The 20403-nt window shown below is 70.9% G+C and carries 21 protein-coding genes and 1 tRNA gene; 12 read left to right on the forward strand and 10 right to left on the reverse strand.

Features of this window, described 5'->3' with window-relative positions:
• Window positions 1-152: 152 nt before the first annotated feature.
• The 4 genes from C0216_RS01080 to C0216_RS01095 all read right to left on the reverse strand — a co-directional run bounded on the left by C0216_RS01080 (window position 153) and on the right by C0216_RS01095 (window position 1464).
• Window positions 153-473: a hypothetical protein gene (locus tag C0216_RS01080; protein ID WP_246042255.1), complete on the reverse strand. Its 321-nt coding sequence runs from the start codon at window positions 471-473 to the stop codon at window positions 153-155.
• Window positions 470-811: a hypothetical protein gene (locus C0216_RS01085; protein WP_037920733.1), complete on the reverse strand. Its 342-nt coding sequence runs from the start codon at window positions 809-811 to the stop codon at window positions 470-472. The genes C0216_RS01080 and C0216_RS01085 overlap by 4 nt, the downstream gene beginning before the upstream one ends.
• The gene (locus C0216_RS01090) at window positions 808-1077 is read right to left on the reverse strand and encodes a hypothetical protein (RefSeq protein ID WP_114053440.1); all 270 of its coding nucleotides are present in this window, start codon (window positions 1075-1077) and stop codon (window positions 808-810) included. The genes C0216_RS01085 and C0216_RS01090 overlap by 4 nt, the downstream gene beginning before the upstream one ends.
• 316 nt (window positions 1078-1393) lie before the next feature.
• Window positions 1394-1464, reverse strand: a tRNA-Gly gene (locus C0216_RS01095).
• 515 nt (window positions 1465-1979) lie between these two features.
• On the opposite strand from C0216_RS01095, the gene dcd reads away from it, so the two are divergent.
• Together dcd and C0216_RS01110 are read left to right on the forward strand one after the other, a co-directional pair.
• Window positions 1980-2567: a dCTP deaminase gene (gene dcd, locus C0216_RS01105; protein WP_114053441.1), complete on the forward strand. Its 588-nt coding sequence runs from the start codon at window positions 1980-1982 to the stop codon at window positions 2565-2567.
• Window positions 2564-3061, forward strand: coding sequence for a phosphoribosyltransferase (locus C0216_RS01110; protein WP_114053442.1), 498 nt, complete (start codon window positions 2564-2566; stop codon window positions 3059-3061). The genes dcd and C0216_RS01110 overlap by 4 nt, the downstream gene beginning before the upstream one ends.
• Before the next feature lie 91 nt (window positions 3062-3152).
• On the opposite strand, the gene C0216_RS01115 is transcribed toward C0216_RS01110, so the two are convergent.
• From C0216_RS01115 to C0216_RS01125, 3 genes are all read right to left on the reverse strand, one after another.
• The gene (locus C0216_RS01115) at window positions 3153-4127 is read right to left on the reverse strand and encodes a Yip1 family protein (protein WP_114053443.1); all 975 of its coding nucleotides are present in this window, start codon (window positions 4125-4127) and stop codon (window positions 3153-3155) included.
• 223 nt (window positions 4128-4350) lie between these two features.
• The gene (locus C0216_RS01120; RefSeq protein ID WP_246042257.1) at window positions 4351-6852 is read right to left on the reverse strand and encodes a (Fe-S)-binding protein; all 2502 of its coding nucleotides are present in this window, start codon (window positions 6850-6852) and stop codon (window positions 4351-4353) included.
• 110 nt (window positions 6853-6962) lie between these two features.
• Window positions 6963-7466: a sugar transferase gene (locus tag C0216_RS01125; protein WP_342777085.1), complete on the reverse strand. Its 504-nt coding sequence runs from the start codon at window positions 7464-7466 to the stop codon at window positions 6963-6965.
• 378 nt (window positions 7467-7844) lie between these two features.
• Here C0216_RS01125 and dnaK point away from each other — a divergent pair, with 378 nt between their 5' ends.
• Genes dnaK through C0216_RS01145 form a run of 4 tightly spaced genes read left to right on the forward strand, consistent with a single transcriptional unit; the run spans window position 7845 to window position 12077 of the window.
• A complete protein-coding gene (dnaK, locus tag C0216_RS01130) occupies window positions 7845-9695 on the forward strand; it encodes a molecular chaperone DnaK (protein ID WP_114053444.1) in 1851 nt (616 codons plus the stop codon).
• Window positions 9695-10384: a nucleotide exchange factor GrpE gene (grpE, locus tag C0216_RS01135; protein ID WP_114053445.1), complete on the forward strand. Its 690-nt coding sequence runs from the start codon at window positions 9695-9697 to the stop codon at window positions 10382-10384. Before dnaK ends, grpE begins: the two co-directional genes overlap by 1 nt.
• Window positions 10385-10432: 48 nt before the next feature.
• On the forward strand, window positions 10433-11605 hold the full coding sequence (gene dnaJ, locus C0216_RS01140; RefSeq protein WP_114053446.1) for a molecular chaperone DnaJ: 1173 nt from the start codon (window positions 10433-10435) through the stop codon (window positions 11603-11605).
• A gap of 1 nt (window position 11606) precedes the next feature.
• Complete coding sequence (locus C0216_RS01145; protein WP_114053447.1) at window positions 11607-12077, forward strand: heat shock protein transcriptional repressor HspR; 471 nt, start codon at window positions 11607-11609, stop codon at window positions 12075-12077.
• A 154-nt stretch (window positions 12078-12231) separates the two neighbouring features.
• Here the strand turns inward: C0216_RS01145 and C0216_RS01150 are convergent, their stop codons facing one another.
• Window positions 12232-13248 (reverse strand): helix-turn-helix transcriptional regulator, encoded by a 1017-nt coding sequence (locus tag C0216_RS01150; RefSeq protein ID WP_114053448.1) that lies wholly within the window; start codon window positions 13246-13248, stop codon window positions 12232-12234.
• A 102-nt stretch (window positions 13249-13350) separates the two neighbouring features.
• On the opposite strand from C0216_RS01150, the gene C0216_RS01155 reads away from it, so the two are divergent.
• Both C0216_RS01155 and C0216_RS01160 read left to right on the forward strand, forming a co-directional pair.
• Window positions 13351-13605 (forward strand): hypothetical protein, encoded by a 255-nt coding sequence (locus C0216_RS01155; protein WP_246042259.1) that lies wholly within the window; start codon window positions 13351-13353, stop codon window positions 13603-13605.
• Window positions 13602-13916, forward strand: a complete 315-nt coding sequence (locus C0216_RS01160) for a (2Fe-2S)-binding protein (protein ID WP_114053450.1) — start codon at window positions 13602-13604, stop codon at window positions 13914-13916. Before C0216_RS01155 ends, C0216_RS01160 begins: the two co-directional genes overlap by 4 nt.
• Window positions 13917-14072: 156 nt before the next feature.
• Here the strand turns inward: C0216_RS01160 and C0216_RS01165 are convergent, their stop codons facing one another.
• Complete coding sequence (locus C0216_RS01165) at window positions 14073-14486, reverse strand: pyridoxamine 5'-phosphate oxidase family protein (protein WP_114053451.1); 414 nt, start codon at window positions 14484-14486, stop codon at window positions 14073-14075.
• 122 nt (window positions 14487-14608) lie between these two features.
• Here C0216_RS01165 and clpB point away from each other — a divergent pair, with 122 nt between their 5' ends.
• The 4 genes from clpB to C0216_RS01185 all read left to right on the forward strand — a co-directional run bounded on the left by clpB (window position 14609) and on the right by C0216_RS01185 (window position 18903).
• Window positions 14609-17194: an ATP-dependent chaperone ClpB gene (gene clpB / locus C0216_RS01170; protein WP_114053452.1), complete on the forward strand. Its 2586-nt coding sequence runs from the start codon at window positions 14609-14611 to the stop codon at window positions 17192-17194.
• A gap of 135 nt (window positions 17195-17329) precedes the next feature.
• Window positions 17330-17866, forward strand: coding sequence for a YbjN domain-containing protein (locus tag C0216_RS01175; protein WP_114053453.1), 537 nt, complete (start codon window positions 17330-17332; stop codon window positions 17864-17866).
• Between the two features lie 204 nt (window positions 17867-18070).
• Window positions 18071-18556, forward strand: a complete 486-nt coding sequence (locus C0216_RS01180; protein ID WP_114053454.1) for a prevent-host-death family protein — start codon at window positions 18071-18073, stop codon at window positions 18554-18556.
• Window positions 18553-18903, forward strand: a complete 351-nt coding sequence (locus C0216_RS01185) for a hypothetical protein (RefSeq protein WP_114053455.1) — start codon at window positions 18553-18555, stop codon at window positions 18901-18903. Before C0216_RS01180 ends, C0216_RS01185 begins: the two co-directional genes overlap by 4 nt.
• Window positions 18904-18977: 74 nt before the next feature.
• Here C0216_RS01185 and C0216_RS01190 read toward each other — a convergent pair whose 3' ends face one another.
• Window positions 18978-20174, reverse strand: a complete 1197-nt coding sequence (locus C0216_RS01190; protein ID WP_114053456.1) for a pyridoxal phosphate-dependent aminotransferase — start codon at window positions 20172-20174, stop codon at window positions 18978-18980.
• Window positions 20175-20403: the final 229 nt, after the last annotated feature.

Raw genomic sequence — 20403 nt, forward strand, 5'->3', positions numbered from 1 at the left:
AGGCGCACAGTCTCTGACCTGCGAATACGACCGCTGACGATGCCGTTATGGCTGCTTCGGTGCGACCCTTGTTGACCGCTGTTTACCGCCCCTACTGGCACGTTGTGGCACGGCTTCCGCGCCGGCTGGATGCGCGAGGGTGCTGTCGCAGGTCACTGCCAGAACACCTCCTCGACGATGATCTGCGGGTCGGCGGTGCGGCGGGTGAACGTGTAGTGGATCCAGCCCCGGCCGTGATCGAAGTAGCAGACGTACAGTCCGTTCGGCACCGTCGACCGAAGCGGGGCGATACGGCAGCCGGGTGGGAGATCCGGGATGTTGTCGGTACCGCGTAAATAGGGGTCCTCGACGGTGACCAGTTCGGCTCGGATGCCGTCGATCAGGTCGCGTACCGGCTTGGGTAGGGAGTCGCGGGCGGTCCGGGCCGTATCGACCCAGTCCATCTGCCAGGGCGGCCCCATGAAGTCGCTCACTGGCCGGGCTCCGCCTTCCCCGCCTCGCGCCGAAGGTGCGCGGCTTGCGTGAGCAACTGTGTGGCCTCGGCGTTCGTCGACGCGTCGGCTGCCCGGCTTTCCAGGTCGTGGATGTGCCGGTCGAGTGAGGGATCGCGGGCGATGGCAAACTCGGCCCACCACTGGGCGAGGAACGCCGGTACCGGGGCGATGTCGTGCGCGTCGCCGATGGCCCACTTCCAGTGGGCGTCGAAGTCGGCGAGGAGCTGCGGTGTGTGCTCGGCGATCGCGGTGCGCAACGCCTTCGTGTTCCGCTCGGGCATGGGCGGGATGCCGGACGGCCTGGGGGCGGTCGTCATGCCGCCACCTCCTCGGTCTCGCTGCCCTTGGCGGCCTGCTTGGCCTTGTAGGCGGCGGCGAGGGTGGACGCGTACTGGGGTGTCCACTCCATGTGCCGGGCGACGGCCGGCGCTCCGCCGCGGCCGAGGTCTACGGCGATACGCCCCGCGGTCTCACGGAAGTGCGCGACGGCATCGTCGGCGGCCTTCTTCGCCCGATCCAGTTCGAGCTTCTGCGCGTCGGTCAGGGCGGCCTGCGGAGCTCGGGCGCGGGGCTTGTCGGTCATGGGAGCAGTGTGGACCCCACGTCAATAAATCGCAAGGGCTACTTGTCATTAAGGGCCTCGTCCGAAAGGAAAGGCCTTGCGTCGAGGGTGACACCAAGTCCAGCGGCTGGTGTGTGGGTGAGTGGGCGACCTGCCGGCCGTCCTCTCCGTCGAGGTCGAGCGGCACCTTGGTTCGCGGAGTAGGGGTGCCGGTGGCGCGCGAAGGCGCTGTGGGCAGGATATTCCTGCGAGTTGGGGCACGTGGAGGGCGCGGAGACCCCTGAGAGGTCTAGACAACGACGAAGGCCCAGGTCGCTGACCTGGGCCTTCGTTGAAGAGCGGATGACGGGAATCGAACCCGCGCTATAAGCTTGGGAAGCTCATGTTCTACCATTAAACTACATCCGCAGGTCGCTCCAGGGGTCTGGAGCGGTACCGTTGCACACTCTACCTCATGATCGACCCCCGGTGAATCGGCCGCGGGGTCGTCGTGTGTTTGCGGGGTGCACCGGCCGTCGCGGGGGCGGGAGTTGGGGCGTAACGTACCGGTGTGGCGGGCCGCGGGGTGGCGGCTGGAGCGCGGTCTCGATCATCCCCTAATGTGGCGATTCGTCGCAGTACGGCAGGTTGGGGAAAGGGACTCGATGGAGAACACCGTCGTCCGTTGTGCCGAAGGGCATGTGTTCAGCACCGCTTCGTTCCCGCTGCAGCACCTCGGTGCCGGCCGGATCGGGCCGGGACGGCTGCTGCGGTGTCCGCGGTGCGCCCGGCTGAGGCACGCCGTGCCCGTCGGGGCGGCCGTCAAGCGGTAGGCGTCACGGCGTCCCGGCCGTCCGCGGCCGCCCCGCCCCCGCGGCGGGCGCCGCGGCCCGGGCGCCGTACTCGATTGGGGGCGGCTCGCGCCCACTGCGTATCCTCGGGACGTGCTTCTCTCCGACAAAGACATCCGGGCCGAGATCGACAGCGGACGGGTGCTCATCGACCCGTTCGACGAGTCGATGGTGCAGCCCTCCAGCATCGACGTGCGTCTCGACCGCTATTTCCGGGTGTTCGAGAACCACCGCTACGCCCACATCGACCCCGCCATCGAGCAGCCGGACCTGACCCGTCTGGTCGAGCCCGAGGGGGACGAGGCGTTCATCCTGCATCCGGGCGAGTTCGTGCTCGCTTCGACCTACGAGGTCATCTCGCTGCCCGACGACATCGCCTCCCGGCTGGAGGGGAAGTCCAGCCTGGGCCGCCTGGGACTGGTGACGCACTCGACCGCCGGGTTCATCGACCCCGGCTTCTCCGGCCACGTCACGCTCGAGCTGTCGAACCTCGCCACCCTCCCGATCAAGCTCTGGCCCGGCATGAAGATCGGGCAGCTGTGCATGTTCCGGCTCAGCTCGCCCGCCGAGTTCCCCTACGGGAGCGAGCGGTACGGATCGCGGTACCAGGGTCAGCGCGGGCCCACGGCCTCGCGCTCCTTCCAGAACTTCCACCGCACCCAGGTGAGGCACGAGGCATGAGTGTTGTACGCGAGTCCCTGAACTACGAGGGCTTCGGCCGCGCCGTGCGCGAGCTGGCGAAGACCATCGCGGACGACGGCTACGAGCCGGACATCATCCTGTCCATCGCGCGCGGCGGCGTCTTCGTCGCCGGCGGTCTGGCGTACGCCCTGGACTGCAAGAACATCCACCTCGTGAACGTGGAGTTCTACACCGGCGTCGGCACCACCCTCGAAATGCCGGTCATGCTCGCCCCCGTCCCGGACGCGATCGACTTCTCCGACAAGAAGGTCCTGATCGCCGACGACGTCGCCGACACCGGCAAGACGCTCAAGCTCGTCCACGACTTCTGTGTCGGCACCGTCGCCGACGTCCGCTCCGCGGTCATCTACGAGAAGCCCCAGTCGCTCGTGAAGTGCGAGTACGTCTGGAAGCGGACCGACGACTGGATCGAGTTCCCCTGGTCGGTCGAGCCGCCCGTCGTCCAGCGCGAGGGCCAGATCCTCGACGCCTGAGCCGCGGCCGGGCGTCTTCGGACGCGGAAGGGCCCGCCGCCGCACCCTGCAGGTGCGGCGGCGGGCCCTTTCGTCCTCGCTGCGGACCCCCCTACAGGGTGCCGAGCTTGATGATCGACAGCAGCGCCACCAGCTGGATCGCGGACGCGCCCAGCGCCTTCGGCCACGGCAGGTCGTGCGACTTGCTGATCAGCGACGTGAACAGCGCGCCCGCCGCCACCCAGGTCGCCCAGCCGAGCACCTGCACGAACATGTTGTCGCCGCCGAGGAACACCGCGAAGATCAGGCGCGGCGCGTCAGAGATCGACATGACCAGCATCGACAGGCCGACGGTCGGCTGCCAGGCCCCCTCGCCGCCCAGCTGGCGGGCCAGGGTGTGGGTGACGGCGCCGAGGATCAGGCCGCAGATGACGAACGCCACGCCGGCGCTCAGGACGATCGGGACGGCGTTCGCGAGGGTGGCGCTGATGACGTCCTTGCGGGCCTCGTCGAAGCCGAAGACCGCGAGCAGGCCGTAGAGGAACGTCACGATCAGCGCGGGGCCCCACACCGGGTAGTCGCGCATCTGGAAGAACGTCGGCCCCGGGCGCATCACGATGCCCTTGAGCAGCTCCTTCCACGGCAGCCGCGGGCCGGCCGGGGCCGCGGCTGCCGCGCCGCCGTCCGCCTGGTAGGTGCCGGGGGGGCCGTACGGGTCCTCGCCGTAGGCGAAGACCTGGGTGTGGCCGGGGTTGTCGTTCGCGTACGAGCCGCCGCCGTGGCCGCCCTGGCTGCCGCCGGGCGGGCCGTACGGGGGCTGCTGCGGGTACGCCTGCGGGGGCTGCTGGTGCTGCCCCTGCTGGTGGCCGTGCGGGTGCCCGTACGGGTCGAAGTACTCGGGCTCGCCGTGCCCCCCGCTACCGCTCGCGGCCTGCTGCGGCCACTGCTGCTGGGGAGGGTAGGGCTGTCGGCCGTACGGCGCCCCCTGCGGCTGCTGCTGCGGGTGCTGCTGACCGTACGGCTGCTGCCGCGGGGGTTGTTGTGCGCGGTCGTCGTCCCTGCCGCGTCCGATCCTGAATCCAGCCACGTGATCGAACGTACCTGGTCCCGCGCAATCGGGTGCAGTCGGTGCCGGATTAAGCACCCTTTGCGGCTGAGCTGTGACATCCCTTAGGGGAACCCCGGGGGGCTGTCCCCCCTGGCGTGCGCGGCCGGGCGGGCCGGGCCGGGGAAGCGGAACGGCCGGCCCCCGGGCGGGGGCCGGCCGTTCCGGCGCGGTTGCGCTGAGCCGATCCGGGCTGCGGTTCGGGCTACTTGGCCGTGTTGGCCTCGGCCGCGTCGCCGTCGGCCTCCGCCTCGGCCTCCGGCGCCTTGCCGGCCTCCGGCTCCTTTTCCGCCTCGGGCTTGGGCTCGGGCTCGGGCTCGGTCTTTGCCGCCGCTTCGGCTTCTGCCTTTGCCTTCGCCTTCGCTTCCGCCTCGGCCTTTGCCTTCGCCTCGGCTTCCGCCTTTGCCTTCGCCTCGGCCTCGGCCTTCGCCGCCGCTTCGGCCTCGGCCTCCGCTGCGGCCGCCGCCTCCGCCTCCGCCAGTTCGGCCTCCGTCGGGGCCGGGGCCTTCACCGACTCCAGGAGCAGCTGGGCCACGTCCACGACCTGGACGGACTCCTTGGCCTGGCCGTCGTTCTTCTTGCCGTTCACCGAGTCGGTCAGCATCACCAGGCAGAACGGGCACGCCGTCGACACGATGTCCGGGTTGAGGGAGAGGGCCTCGTCGACGCGCTCGTTGTTGATGCGCTTGCCGATCCGCTCCTCCATCCACATGCGCGCACCGCCGGCGCCGCAGCAGAAGCCGCGCTCCTTGTGGCGGTGCATCTCCTGCTGGCGCAGGCCCGGGACGGCGGACATGATCTCCCGCGGCGGCGTGTAGACCTTGTTGTGGCGGCCCAGGTAGCAGGGGTCGTGGTAGGTGATCAGGCCGTCGACCGGGGTCACCGGCAGCAGCTTGCCCTCGTCGATGAGGTGCTGGAGGAGCTGCGTGTGGTGGATGACCTCGTACTCGCCGCCCAGCTGCGGGTACTCGTTCGCGATGGTGTTGAAGCAGTGCGGGCAGGTCGAGACGATCTTCTTCGCGGACTTCGGCTTCTTCGTCGACTCGTCCTCGTCGTCCTCGCCGAAGGCCATGTTCAGCATGGCCACGTTCTCCTGGCCCAGCTGCTGGAACAGCGGCTCGTTGCCCAGGCGCCGCGGCGAGTCGCCGGTGCACTTCTCCTCGCCGCCCATGATCGCGAACTTGACGCCTGCCATGTGCAGCAGCTCGGCGAAGGCCTTGGTGGTCTTCTTGGCCCGGTCCTCCAGCGCGCCCGCGCAGCCGACCCAGTACAGGTAGTCGACCTCGGTGAGGTCCTCGACGTCCTTGCCGACGATCGGGACCTCGAAGTCGACCTCCTTGGTCCACTCGACGCGCTGCTTCTTCGCCAGGCCCCAGGGGTTGCCCTTCTTCTCCAGGTTCTTGAGCATCGTGCCCGCCTCGGACGGGAACGCGCTCTCGATCATGACCTGGTAGCGGCGCATGTCGACGATGTGGTCGATGTGCTCGATGTCGACCGGGCACTGCTCGACGCACGCACCGCAGGTGGTGCAGGACCACAGCACGTCCGGGTCGATGACGCCGTTCTCCTCGGCCGTGCCGACCAGCGGGCGCTCCGCCTCGGCGAGGGCCGTCGCGGGGACGCCGGCGAGCTGCTCCTCGGTCGCCTTCTCCTCGCCCTCCATGGTCTTGCCGCCGCCGGCCAGCAGGTACGGGGCCTTGGCGTGCGCGTGGTCGCGCAGCGACATGATCAGGAGCTTCGGGGAGAGCGGCTTGCCCGTGTTCCAGGCGGGGCACTGCGACTGGCAGCGGCCGCACTCGGTGCAGGTGGAGAAGTCGAGGATGCCCTTCCAGGAGAACTGCTCGACCTGGGAGACGCCGAAGACGTCGTCCTCGCCCGGGTCCTCGAAGTCGATCTCCTTGCCGCCCGAGGTCATCGGCTGGAGCGCGCCGAGCGCGGTCGCGCCGTCGGCGTTCCGCTTGAACCAGATGTTCGGGAAGCCGAGGAAGCGGTGCCAGGCGACACCCATGTTGGTGTTCAGCGAGACCGTGATCATCCAGATCAGCGAGGTGCCGATCTTGATCATGGCGGTGAAGTAGATGGCGTTCTGCAGGGCCGGCAGCGACAGGCCGTCGAACGCGAGCACCAGCGGGTACGACACGAAGTACGCCGGCTCGTACGAGTCGACGTGGTGGATGGCGCCCTCGAGGCCGCGCAGGGCGAGGATCGCCAGGCCGATGGTGAGGATCACGTACTCGACGAAGTACGCCTGCCAGGCCTTCGAGCCCGCGAAGCGCGACTTGCGGCCGGCCCGCGACGGCAGCGACAGCAGGCGGATCACCATCAGCACGGCGATGCCGACGACCGTCATCAGGCCGATGAACTCGATGTACATCTCGAACGGCAGGAACCCGCCGAGGACCGGCAGCGTCCAGTCGGCCTGGAAGAGCTGGCCGTACGCCTGGGCGAGGGTCGGCGGCAGGGTCAGGAAGCCGATCGCCACGAACCAGTGCGCGAAGCCGACGATGCCCCAGCGGTTCATCCGGCTGTGGCCCAGGAACTCGCGGACCAGGGTGAGCGTTCGGGCCTTCGGGTCGTCCGTGCGGCTGCCCGCCGGCACGGGTTGGCCGAGTTTCACGAACCGGTAGATCTGCGCCACGGCTCGGGCGAGCAGCGCGACGCCGACCACGGTCAGGACCAGCGACACGATGATCGCGGCGAGTTGCATGGGAGGGCTCCTCGGGCGGGACTTACTAAGCAGTAACTTATTGAGTCAAGGCTTGAGGTTACCCATTCTCCGCGCTGCACTGTAGGTGAGCGTGCGGTGATCTGTGTCGCTCAGGCATGCCTGTGTGCACGGGCCGCGCGGGGGGTCCGGGCGAGGATCGCGAGATCCATCCCCAGCCAGTGGCTCTCCACATAGTGCCTGTCCAGGAGGGCCATCTCCTCCCAGGGAAGGTCCGACCGGGCGCTGACCTGCCACAACCCGGTCATTCCGGGGCGTACGAGCAGCCTGTCGGGCCGGTCCGTACGGGCCTGCGGCCGCGGACCGACGAGCGACATCTCGCCCCGGAGCACGTTCAGCAGTTGCGGCAGCGCGTCGAGTCCGCACCGCCGGACCGCCGCCCCGGCGCGCCCGGCTCCCGCGGTGCGCAGCCGCCAGGTGCGGAACGGCCGCCCGCCGAGCCCCGCCGCCGGCTCCCGCAGCAGGATCCTGCGGCCCGCGCGCGGCCGGGCCAGGAAGAGTGCGGCGGCCGCGGCGAGGAGCGCCGGCAGGGCCGCGGCCAGCAGGAGGAGGCCCGCGGCGAGGTCGAAGGCCCGCTTGGCCGGATACGCGGGCACCCGTGGCACCCGCAGCGCGGGCCGCGGCATCCGCAGCGCGGGCCGGGGCGGCCGCGGCGAGGGCCGCGGGGCCGCGGGCCGCGGGCGGGGGCCGGTGCGCCGGGCGGGGCGCCGGACCCGGGGGAACCGGACCCGGGGGAAGGGGAGGGGCGGCAGCGGCATGCAGGCACCGTGCCCTGCCGCCGCCCCCGCCGCCGGGCGCCGCGCAGCGCGCGGGCGCCTGCGTCCCCCACTCGGCCCCGCCCGCTTGACGTCCGCTCGCGGCTGAGCATAAGACCGGGATAAAAGTTGAGCCGCCCCGACTCACCTCTGTTGACGGCGCGCGGTCGTTGGGGCACCCTTGAGTCTGTTCCACTCAAGTCAGCTGGAGGAATCGAAATGGCACGTGCGGTCGGCATCGACCTGGGCACCACTAACTCCGTCGTCAGCGTTCTCGAAGGCGGCGAGCCCACCGTCATCACCAACGCCGAGGGCGCCAGGACCACGCCGTCCGTCGTCGCCTTCGCCAAGAACGGCGAGGTCCTCGTCGGCGAGGTCGCCAAGCGCCAGGCGGTCACGAACGTGGACCGCACCATCCGCTCGGTGAAGCGCCACATGGGCACCGACTGGAAGATCAACCTGGACGGCAAGGACTTCAACCCGCAGCAGATGAGCGCCTTCATCCTGCAGAAGCTGAAGCGGGACGCCGAGGCCTACCTGGGCGAGAAGGTCACCGACGCGGTCATCACCGTCCCGGCGTACTTCAACGACTCCGAGCGCCAGGCCACCAAGGAGGCCGGCGAGATCGCGGGTCTGAACGTCCTGCGCATCGTCAACGAGCCGACGGCCGCCGCCCTGGCCTACGGCCTGGACAAGGACGACCAGACCATCCTCGTCTTCGACCTCGGCGGCGGCACCTTCGACGTGTCGCTGCTGGAGATCGGCGACGGCGTCGTCGAGGTCAAGGCCACCAACGGCGACAACCACCTCGGCGGCGACGACTGGGACCAGCGCGTCGTCGACTACCTGGTGAAGCAGTTCGCCAACGGCCACGGCGTCGACCTCTCCAAGGACAAGATGGCGCTCCAGCGCCTGCGCGAGGCCGCCGAGAAGGCGAAGATCGAGCTGTCCTCCTCCACGGAGACCACGATCAACCTGCCCTACATCACGGCGTCCGCCGAGGGCCCGCTGCACCTGGACGAGAAGCTCACCCGCGCCCAGTTCCAGCAGCTGACCGCCGACCTCCTGGAGCGCTGCAAGACCCCGTTCCACAACGTCATCAAGGACGCCGGCATCGCCCTGAGCGAGATCGACCACGTCGTCCTCGTCGGCGGCTCCACCCGCATGCCCGCCGTCGCCGAGCTCGTCAAGGAGCTGACCGGCGGCAAGGAGGCCAACAAGGGCGTCAACCCGGACGAGGTCGTCGCCATCGGCGCCACCCTCCAGGCCGGCGTCCTCAAGGGCGAGGTCAAGGACGTCCTGCTCCTCGACGTCACCCCGCTGTCCCTCGGCATCGAGACCAAGGGCGGCATCATGACCAAGCTCATCGAGCGCAACACCACGATCCCGACCAAGCGGTCCGAGATCTTCACGACGGCCGAGGACAACCAGCCGTCCGTGCAGATCCAGGTCTACCAGGGCGAGCGCGAGATCGCGGCGTACAACAAGAAGCTCGGCATGTTCGAGCTGACGGGCCTGCCGCCGGCCCCGCGCGGCGTCCCGCAGATCGAGGTCTCCTTCGACATCGACGCCAACGGCATCATGCACGTGACCGCGAAGGACCTCGGCACGGGCAAGGAGCAGAAGATGACCGTCACCGGCGGCTCCTCGCTCGGCAAGGACGAGGTCGACCGGATGCGCCAGGAGGCCGAGCAGTACGCGGAGGAGGACCAGCGCCGCCGCGAGGCCGCCGAGACCCGCAACCAGGCCGAGCAGCTCGTCTACCAGACGGAGAAGTTCGTCAAGGACAACGAGGACAAGGTCCCGGGCGAGGTCAAGACCGAGGTCGAGGCCGCCGTCGCCGAGCTGAAGGAGAAGCTCAAGGGCGAGGACACCGCCGAGATCCGCACCGCCACCGAGAAGGTCGCCGCCGTCAGCCAGAAGCTCGGCCAGGCCATCTACGCCGACGCGCAGGCCGCCCAGGCCGCCGGCGGCGCCGGTGACGCCGGCCAGGCCAAGGCCGGCGGTGCCGACGACGACGTCGTCGACGCCGAGATCGTCGACGAGGACAAGCCGAAGGGCGCGCACTGATGCCGGAGGAGACCGCGGGTTTCGAGGAGAAGCCCGAAGTCCCCGACGGCGCCGCCCCTGAGGACGCCGCCGAGCCGAAGGCCGCCGACTCCTCCGCGGAGGAGCCGGCGGCCCCGGCCGGGGACTCCGGAGCACGGTCCGCCACGTCCGCCGCGCAGGACGCGGACGCGGCCCTCCTGGCGCAGCTGGACCAGGCGCGCACGGCCCTCGCCGAGCGCACCGGCGACCTCCAGCGGCTCCAGGCCGAGTACCAGAACTACCGCCGCCGCGTGGAGCGGGACCGGGTCGCCGTCAAGGAGATCGCGGTCGCGAACCTGCTGACGGAGCTGCTGCCCACCCTGGACGACATCGGCCGGGCGCGGGACCACGGCGAGCTGGTCGGCGGCTTCAAGTCGGTGGCCGAATCGCTGGAGACCGCAGTCGCCAAGCTCGGCCTGCAGCAGTTCGGCAAGGAGGGCGAGCCCTTCGACCCGACGATCCACGAGGCCCTGATGCACTCGTACGCGCCGGACGTCACCGAGACGACCTGCGTGGCGATCCTGCAGCCCGGGTACCGGATCGGGGAGCGCACCATCCGCCCGGCACGGGTCGCCGTGGCCGAGCCCCAGCCGGGCGCGGCGCCCAAGTCCGAGTCCGGGGAGGGCGACGCGCCGTCGGACAAGGACGCGGATGCTCCCGAAAAGGGCTGACGTCCGCGAGCGCGGTCAGGTGAAGGCACGGGAGGAGGGACACCGGGGATGAGCACGAAGGACTTCGTCGAGAAGGACTACTACAAGGTCCTCGGTGTCCCGAAGGACGCCACCGAGGCCGAGATCAAGAAGGCGTACCGGAAGCTCGCCCGCGAGTACCACCCGGACGCCAACAAGGGCGACGCCGCGGCCGAGGAGCGCTTCAAGGAGATCTCCGAGGCGAACGACGTCCTCGGCGACGCCAAGAAGCGCAAGGAGTACGACGAGGCCCGCGCCCTGTTCGGGAACGGCGGCTTCCGCCCCGGGCCGGGCGCGGGCGGCTCGTTCAACTTCGACCTGGGGGACCTCTTCGGGGGCTCCCAGCCCGGCGCGGGCGGCTTCGGCGGCGGCGGCCTCGGCGACGTGTTCGGCGGGCTGTTCAACCGCGGCGGCGCCGGCCCGGGCGCCCGGACCCAGCCGCGCCGGGGCCAGGACATCGAGTCGGAGGTCACCCTCTCCTTCACGGAGGCGGTGGACGGGGCCACGGTCCCGCTGCGGATGTCCTCCCAGGCGCCCTGCAAGGCCTGTTCGGGCACCGGCGACAAGAACGGCACCCCGCGGGTGTGCCCGACCTGCGTCGGCACCGGCCAGGTGTCGCGGGGCAGCGGCGGCGGCTTCTCGCTGACCGACCCGTGCGCGGACTGCAAGGGCCGCGGCCTGATCGCGGAGAGCCCCTGCGAGGTCTGCCACGGCAGCGGCCGCGCCAAGTCCTCCCGGACGATGCAGGTCCGGATCCCGGCGGGCGTCTCCGACGGCCAGCGGATCCGGCTGCGCGGCAAGGGCGCGCCGGGCGAGCGCGGCGGACCCGCCGGCGACCTGTACGTGGTGGTCCACGTGGGCAGCCACCCGGTGTTCTCCCGCAAGGGCGACAACCTGACCGTGACGGTCCCCGTCACGTTCACCGAGGCCGCCCTGGGCGCCGACATCAGGGTCCCGACCCTGAACGGCCCCGCGGTGACGCTGAAGCTTCCGCCGGGCACCCCGTCCGGCCGTACGATGCGCGCCCGCGGCAAGGGCGCCGTCCGCAAGGACGGCACCCGCGGCGACCTGCTCGTCACGGTGGAGGTCGCGGTCCCGGCCACGCTGTCGGACAAGGCCCGCGAGGCCCTGGAGATGTACCGCGACGCGACGGTGTCGGAGGACCCGCGCGCCGCGCTGTTCGAGTCCGCGAAGGGAGCATGACATGGACGGCCGCCGACGACAGCCGCGGTTCGGTGGCGGGGCGTACGAGCTGACCGACGAGACCCCGGTCTACGTGATCTCGGTGGCCGCCCAGCTCTCCGGCCTGCACCCGCAGACGCTGCGCCAGTACGACCGTCTCGGGCTGGTCTCCCCCGACCGGACCGCGGGCCGCGGCCGCCGGTATTCGGCCAGGGACATCGAGCTGCTCCGCACGGTGCAGGCGCTGTCCCAGGACGAGGGCATCAACCTCGCCGGCATCAAGCGCATCATCGAACTCCAGAACCAGGTGGCCGCCCTCCAGGCGCGCGTGGCCGAGCTGTCGGCCGCGGTCGACGGAGCGGCCGCGGTGATGCAGCAGCGCGAGGCCCAGGTGCACGCCTCGTACCGGCGGGATCTGGTCAAGTACCAGCCGCCGGTCGGGGGCAACGCCCTGGTCGTCTGGCGGCCCGCGCCGAAGCGGTCCGCGGACTGACCGCAGCCCCGCCCCGGCCCGTCGCCCGGGGGCCGCTGGAGGCCCGTACAGCGCGCGCAAGGCCCCGCCCGGTGTTTCCGGGCGGGGCCTTGCGCGTCCGGCCCGCAGGGGCCGGCCCGGGGCTCTGCGCGGGCCTGCCGGGCCCGCCGCCTGCTCAGTCGGGGTCGTCCTCCTCCAGGATCCCCGACCGGGCTATGAGGAAACCGAGTTGGGCGCGGCTGCCGCTGCCGAGGATGCCGGCGAGCTTGGCGATGTGCGCGCGGCAGGTCCGTACGTTCATGCCCAGCCGGCGGGCGATCGCCTCGTCCACGTGCCCCTCGACGAGGAGTTGGGCGATGGTGCGCTGGACGCCCGAGATGCCGTCGCGGGTGTGCCGGTAGGTGACCTCCTCCTGGAGCGGCACGGCGCGGTGCCACAGCTGCTCGAACACCTTGATGAGGTAGTCGACGAGGCCGGGGTGGCGCAGTTCCAGGGCGACCTGGCGGTCGTCGCTGGCGGGGATGAAGGCGACGGTGCGGTCGAAGATGATGAGCCGCTCGAAGAGCTCCTCCAGCGTGCGCACCTCGACCTTGCCGGCCTTCAGGATGTCGATGTACGCGAGGGTGCCGCGGCTGTGGCGGACGGTGTGCTGGTAGAGGGTACGGATTCGGACACCGCGGTCGGTGAGCGGCTGGTCCCGCTCCAGGGCTTCCGTAAGCTCCAGACTGGGGCGTGCGCCTCCGGGCTGGACGGTGAGCATCTCGGTGTGGCATTCGGCGGTGGCCAGGTTGAGGGCGGCGTTGATGGCGTCGAAGCCCTCCAGCACGGTGATGGCGTGGGTGCTGGCGGGTGCCTGCGCGCTGATGGCGAGGAACGGCTCGAATGCCTCGGACAGTTCGAGGGAGTCGCGCCGGCGGTCGCGGATCTCGCGCTCGATCGGGTGCAGCCGCTGGGCCAGTGCGACCGCCGGGGGAACCGGGCGGAGCGAATTGACGTCATCGGGATCCGGCTGCAACAACGCCAGATCGAGCAGGCAAGGAGCCGTTTTCACGTCCGCACGTGCAATGCGACCGGTCCGCAGCGCGCTCGTGTAGAGCCGTGCGCCCTCGCTGCACAGGTCGGTGACCGCGTGGGGATGTGTCGCTTTTGTTGTGTTTAGTGCCAAATCTCCACCCCCCAGGGTCCTGAACATGCAAGAACATGATGCATCGTCCCTGTGGCAGCGACGTGCCTGAATGAGCCATCGTCTGACAGGCGGGGGAGAGGATTTCATCAAGTGAGGACGAAGCCGACCATGAACAAGAGAATGCTTCGCTCGGCGCTTGCCACCGTCATCTTCTCGGCTGTGGCCGGTCTGGGACTCGCCGGGGCCACTCTGGGGGGCGCCGGAGGAGGTGCCGCGGACATCCGGGCGGCGCTGCTGGAGGACAGCGGATGGCGTGAGCCGTCGATGGACAGCGGATGGCGTGCCGCCCCGCTGGACAGCGGATGGCGCTCCGCCCCCGCCGACACCGCGTCCGCCGGACTTGTCGTGGAGAGCGCGGCATGACCCCCGACGACCGCGGCTTCCGCCGCGAGATGGCTTCCGCATACCGCTCCGGCTGGCAGTTCATCGACCTTGCGACGGCCATCCCCCAGGTCGGCGACTCGCTGATGGTCACCCTCTTCGGCCAGCCGATCGTGATCACGCGCGAGGAGGACGAGGACGTCCGGGCCTACCGCTGCCTGCGCCGCCCCCGCGGCGCGCCGCAGCCCGTCCGCTGCGAGGTGCGCTACGGCATGGTCTTCGTGAACCTCGATCAGCGCGACCACCAGCTCTTCGAACCCGACATCACCACCGCCACCCCCCGCAGTGCCTGAGGCGATTCCCCCGTCGTTGCAGATCGCCCCAGGTGCTTCCCCCACACAACGGCGCCATCGTGGACCTGACCACGATGGCGCCGTTGTGATGTCCGCGTCCAGTAGTCGAACCGGACAAGCAGAACCGGACAGGGCCGGCCCGGCGGGCGGCCCCGCTCAGGCGCGGCCCATCGCCCGGTCCAGGGCGATCTCGATGACCACCCGGTCCGGGTTCGGCGAGGGCGTGCGCCCGTACCGCTCCGCGTAGCGCGCCACCGCCTCGGCGACCGCCTCCGCTTCCGTACGGACGACCGCGCGGCCCTCCAGCGTCGCCCAGCGGCGCCCCTCCATCTGGCACACCGCGACGCGGGCCGCGCCGGCCGCGGACGCCTGGGCGGCCAGCACGTTGCGGACCTTCTTGCTGTGCCGGTTGCTGATCACGCGGGCGAGCCCGGCGCCGGGGTCGTAGGTCACGCCGACCGGCACCACGTGCGGGGTGCCGTCGGGGCGGGGCGTGGTCAGCGTGCACACGTGCCGCTCCCGCCAGAAGGCCAGGTACTCGGGCGTCGGGTGGAGGACGTCATGGGACATGCCCCGAGACTACGATCCCGGCCTTGAGTGGAATAGACTCAACTTTGCGCACGTTGTCTCTGTCAGATCCTGCCTGACCCGTATCCCCTGACCCGTATCCGTAGGGAGAGGAGAAGCCGCCCGTGGACGCCGAGCTGACCAACAAGAGCCGGGACGCGCTGAACAACGCCACCAGCCGCGCCGTCAAGGACGGCCACACGGACCTGGCCCCGGCCCACCTGCTCCTCGCCCTCCTCGCCGGCGAGGACAACGAGAACGTCACCGACCTCCTCGCCGCCGCCGGGGCCGACCAGGCCGCCGTCCGCGCCGGCGCCGAGCGGCTGCTCGCCGCCCTGCCCAGCGCCACCGGCTCCACCGTCGCGCCCCCGCAGGCCACCCGCGAACTCCTCGCCGTCCTCGCCGAGGCCGACCGTGAGGCGGGCAGGCTCGGCGACGACTACCTCTCCACCGAACACCTCATGATCGCCATCGCCGCCAAGGGCGGCGCGGCGGGCGAGGTCCTCACCGCCCAGGGCGCCACCGCGGCCAAGCTGCTGGACGCCTTCCAGACCGCACGAGGAGGACGGCGGGTGACCACCCCCGACCCCGAGGGCCAGTACAAGGCCCTGGAGAAGTTCGGCACGGACTTCACCGCAGCAGCCCGCGAGGGCAAGCTCGACCCCGTCATCGGCCGCGACCAGGAGATCCGCCGCGTCGTCCAGGTCCTCTCCCGCCGCACGAAGAACAACCCCGTCCTGATCGGCGAGCCCGGCGTCGGCAAGACCGCCGTCGTCGAGGGCCTGGCGCAGCGCATCGTCAAGGGCGACGTCCCCGAGTCCCTGCGCAACAAGCGCCTCGTCGCCCTCGACCTGGGCGCGATGGTCGCCGGCGCCAAGTACCGCGGCGAGTTCGAGGAGCGCCTGAAGACCGTCCTCGCCGAGATCAAGTCCAGCGACGGCCAGATCATCACCTTCATCGACGAACTGCACACCGTCGTCGGCGCCGGGGCCGGCGGGGACTCCGCCATGGACGCCGGCAACATGCTCAAGCCCATGCTGGCCCGCGGCGAGCTGCGCATGGTCGGCGCGACCACCCTCGACGAGTACCGCGAGCGGATCGAGAAGGACCCGGCGCTGGAGCGCCGCTTCCAGCAGGTCCTCGTCGCGGAGCCGACCGTCGAGGACACCGTCGCGATCCTCCGCGGCCTCAAGGGCCGCTACGAGGCCCACCACAAGGTGCAGATCAACGACAGCGCCCTGGTGGCCGCCGCGACCCTGTCCGACCGGTACATCACCTCCCGCTTCCTGCCCGACAAGGCCATCGACCTCGTCGACGAGGCCGCCTCCCGGCTCCGCATGGAGATCGACTCCTCCCCGCTGGAGATCGACGAGCTCCAGCGCGCCGTCGACCGCCTCCGCATGGAGGAGCTGGCGCTCAAGAACGAGTCCGACCCGGCCTCCCTGGAGCGCCTGGAGAAGCTCCGCAAGGACCTCGCCGACAAGGAGGAGGAGCTGCGCGGCCTGACCGCCCGCTGGGAGAAGGAGAAGCAGTCCCTCAACCGCGTCGGCGAGCTCAAGGAGCGCCTGGACGACCTGCGCGGGCAGGCCGAGCGCGCCCAGCGCGACGGCGACTTCGACACCGCCTCCAAGCTGCTCTACGGGGAGATCCCGGCCCTGGAGCGCGAGCTCGACGAGGCCTCCGAGGCCGAGGCGGAGGCCGCGAAGGACACCATGGTCAAGGAGGAGGTCGGCCCCGACGACATCGCCGACGTGGTCGGCGCCTGGACCGGCATCCCCGCCGGCCGCCTCCTGGAGGGCGAGACGCAGAAGCTGCTGCGCATGGAGGCCGAGCTCGGCCGCCGCCTGATCGGCCAGGGCGAGGCCGTCCGCGCCGTCTCCGACGCGGTGCGCCGCACCCGGGCCGGGATCGCCGACCCGGACCGGCCGACCGGCTCGTTCCTCTTCCTCGGCCCCACCGGCGTCGGCAAGACCGAGCTGGCCAAGGCGCTCGCCGACTTCCTCTTCGACGACGAGCGCGCCATGGTCCGCATCGACATGTCCGAGTACGGCGAGAAGCACAGCGTGGCCCGGCTCGTCGGCGCCCCGCCCGGGTACGTCGGCTACGAGGAGGGCGGACAGCTCACCGAGGCGGTGCGCCGCCGCCCGTACAGCGTCGTCCTGCTGGACGAGGTGGAGAAGGCCCACCCCGAGGTCTTCGACATCCTGCTCCAGGTCCTCGACGACGGCCGGCTCACCGACGGCCAGGGCCGCACCGTCGACTTCCGCAACACCATCCTGATCCTGACCTCGAACCTCGGCAGCCACTTCCTGACGGACCCGACGGCCACGCCCGAGGAGAAGCGGGAGCGGGTCCTGGAGACGGTGCGGGCCTCCTTCAAGCCGGAGTTCCTCAACCGCCTCGACGACCTGGTCGTCTTCTCCGCCCTCAGCGGCGAGGAGCTGGCCCGGATCGCCGAGCTCCAGGTGGAGCGGCTGGCCAAGCGGCTGGCCGACCGCCGCCTCGCCCTCGACGTCACGCCCGCGGCGCTGGCCTGGCTGGCCGACAAGGGCAACGACCCCGCGTACGGCGCCCGGCCGCTGCGCCGCCTGATCCAGACGGCCGTCGGCGACCGCCTCGCCAAGGAGATCCTGGCCGGAGAGGTCCGCGACGGCGACACCGTCCGGGTCGACGTCGCCGGCGACGGCCTCCGCGTCGGCCGGGCCGAATAGGCCCGGCGGGGGCGGCCTGCGGTGGCTCCGGGCGGACCAATCGTGTCCGCTCGGAGCGGATCGCACGTGCGGGGCTGGACACGGGGTAGGCGCCATGGGGGAGGATGACACCATCCGCACGAAGGGAAGAACACGGTGAGCATCGACCCGGCCTCGATTCCGAATTTCGGAGGGCAGCAGCCCGAACCGCAGGCCACAGGACCGGCGGGCCCCGTGGTCCCCGACCAGGATCTGGTCAAGCAGCTGCTGGAGCAGATGGAGCTCAAGTACGTCGTCGACGACGAGGGCGACCTCGCGGCGCCGTGGGAGGAATTCCGCACCTACTTCATGTTCCGCGGTGAGGCCGAGCAGCAGGTCTTCTCCGTCCGCACCTTCTACGACCGTCCGCACGCGATCGAGGAGAAGCCGAGGCTCCTGGAGACGATCGACGACTGGAACCGCCGCACCCTGTGGCCGAAGGTCTACAGCCACACCCACGACGACGGCTCCGTCCGCCTGATCGGCGAGGCGCAGATGCTGATCGGCACCGGCGTCAGCCTGGAGCACTTCGTGTCCTCCACGGTCAGCTGGGTCCGCGCCTCCATCGAGTTCGACAAGTGGCTCGTGGAGCAGCTGGGCCTGGAGAAGGACCTGGAGGCCGGCGAGGACGGCAAGGACGACGAGGAGTCCTGACTCCTCCCCGCCGCCGAACAAGAGCCCGGCCGGGCCCGCGGTCCCTTGACCGCGGCGCCTGACCGGGCTCTGTCACGCAGCGAGCCGCCCGAGGCGGGCGCCCGCCTCCTGGAGGACCAGTCCGCTTGCTCCAGGGCAAGGCATGAGCAGCGCGCGACCACGGAGACTGTGGCACTCAGAACACAGTCTGAGTACAGTCTGAGTATGAGCCTTGCTTACCTGGGAGCCGAGCCCGAGTCGGTCTCGTTCACGGACCTTTCAAGAAACCCCAAGGCCGTGGCCGCCCGGGCTGCCGCCCTCGGTGTTCTGCGGGTTACGCATCGCGACGCACCCGACATGGTGCTGACGACTGCCCTGCACGCGGAGCGCACCGAGGAGAACCTCACGACGGCGTCCCGGCTCTTCCTCGCGCTCATGAAGCACGACGACGGAGCCCGGTCGCTCCTGCTGGCGCTGCCCGAAGTCTTCCCTTGGGTGCGGCATCTGGACGACGCAGAGATGCGCGCGTTCACCGTGGAACTCCTGGAAGCGCTGTCCGATGCGGCGGAGCTGGGCGCGCGGGAGGCCGTGCACCGCGCGCTCGTCTCCTGGAGGGCGACGGCTCGTGTCAACGCGGACCCGGAGCAGCTCAGGGAGGCTCTTCGCCCGCTCGACGGGGATGATCTGGGGCCGGTCGAGGTGGGCGGGTGAGCCCGAAGAAGGGCGATCGCGTCAGCGTGCCGCCCCTGAGCGGGTGGAACGTGGTCTTCGGGACCACGGAGGCGGTGGCGGGGTGGGAGGAGCTGTGTCGCGCGGCGCTTCCCAGTGCCCACCGCTGCCTGGAGGCGCTGCGCACCGACCCGCTGTCGCGTGAGCACTGGAACCGTCAGCACCAGCTGCGCGGGCGGCTCGCCACCAAGGAGTGGAAGGGCTCCGCGCTGGAGCAATGGGAGTTCGAGGTTACGAGTGGCGGCCGTGTGCGCTATCTGGTCAGCCCCGAGACATCGACCGTCATCCTGGTCTACGCATCCACGCGGCACCCGAAGGACACCGAGTAACCCGTAGTTCCCGTGCGGCACGGGCTCCGGCTGAACGGCCGGGCCCCGTGCCTGCACGTCCATCCGGCTCGCGCTCAGCGAGACAGCCGACCGAGGCGCTCAACCGCCTCTTCCAGAACAACCGTGCGTTTGCAGAAGGCCCAGCGGACGTGGGTCGCGCCCGCTGTGCGGTCGTCGTAGAAGACCTGGTTCGGGATGGCGACGACGCCGCACCGCTCCGGCAGGGAGCGGCAGAACGCCAGGCCGTCCTTCTCGCCCAGCGGGGTGATGTCGGTGGTGATGAAGTACGTGCCCTGCGGGCGGAACACCTCGAAGCCCGCCGCGGCCAGGCCGCCGGCGAGGAGGTCCCGCTTGGCCGCCAGGTCCGCGCGGAAGTCCGCGTAGTAGGAGTCCGGCAGGTCGAGGGCCTCCGCGACCGCGTACTGGAACGGCCCCGACGAGACGAATGTCAGGAACTGCTTCGCGGAGCGGACCGCCGCGACGAGCTCCGGCACGGCCGTGACCCAGCCGACCTTCCAGCCGGTGAACGAGAACGTCTTGCCGGCCGAGGAGATCGTGACCGTCCGGTCGCGCATGCCCGGGAGCGACGCCAGCGGTGTGTGGACGCCCTCGAAGACCAGGTGCTCGTACACCTCGTCCGTCACGACGAGCAGGTCCCGCTCCACCGCCAGCTCGGCGACCGCGGCCAGCTCCGCGGGGCCCAGTACGGTGCCCGTCGGGTTGTGCGGGCTGTTCAGCAGCAGCAGGCGGGTCCGCGGGGTGACCGCGGCGCGCAGCTCGTCGACGTCGAGGGCGAACGCGCCGCCGTGCGGGCGGAGCGTGACCGGGACGCGGGCGGCGCCGGCCATGGCGATGCAGGCGGCGTACGAGTCGTAGTACGGCTCCAGGGCGACGACCTCGTCGCCCGGTTCGAGCAGCGCCAGCAGTGACGCGGCGATCGCCTCGGTCGCACCCGCGGTGACCAGCACCTCGGCGTCCGGGTCCCACGACAGGCCGTAGAACCGCTCCTGGTGGCGGGCGACGGCGGCCCGCAGCTCGGGGACCCCCGGGCCGGGCGGGTACTGGTTGCCGAGCCCGGTCAGGACGGCGCGGGAGGCGGCCTCGGCGATCTGTGCGGGCCCGTCGGTGTCGGGGAACCCCTGGCCGAGGTTGATGGAGCCGGTGCGCGCGGCCAGCGCGGACATCTCCGCGAAGATCGTCGTGCCGAAGGACGCCAGGCGGCGGTTGAGGAGGGGGCGGCGGCCGGCCGCGGGTTCGGTCATGGGCGCCATCCTGGGGCGAACCTCTGGAGTTGCTCAAGTGCGCTTTGGGCGAGGCGGCCGCCGGGAATCGTTGCTGCACGCGGGACGAGGGGATCCCGCTCCTCGGGCGACCGAGGCCTAGGCAAAGGGGGTCGAAGGATGGTCCTGGGTGTTCTGATACTGGTGGCCGTGCTCGTTGTCGGCGTGGGGGTCATCGTGGCCGTCGCCGCCAGGTTCGCCGCCGCCAAGCCCGCCACGT

The sequence above is a fragment of the Streptomyces globosus genome (genome assembly GCF_003325375.1).
GTDB lineage: Bacteria > Actinomycetota > Actinomycetes > Streptomycetales > Streptomycetaceae > Streptomyces > Streptomyces globosus_A.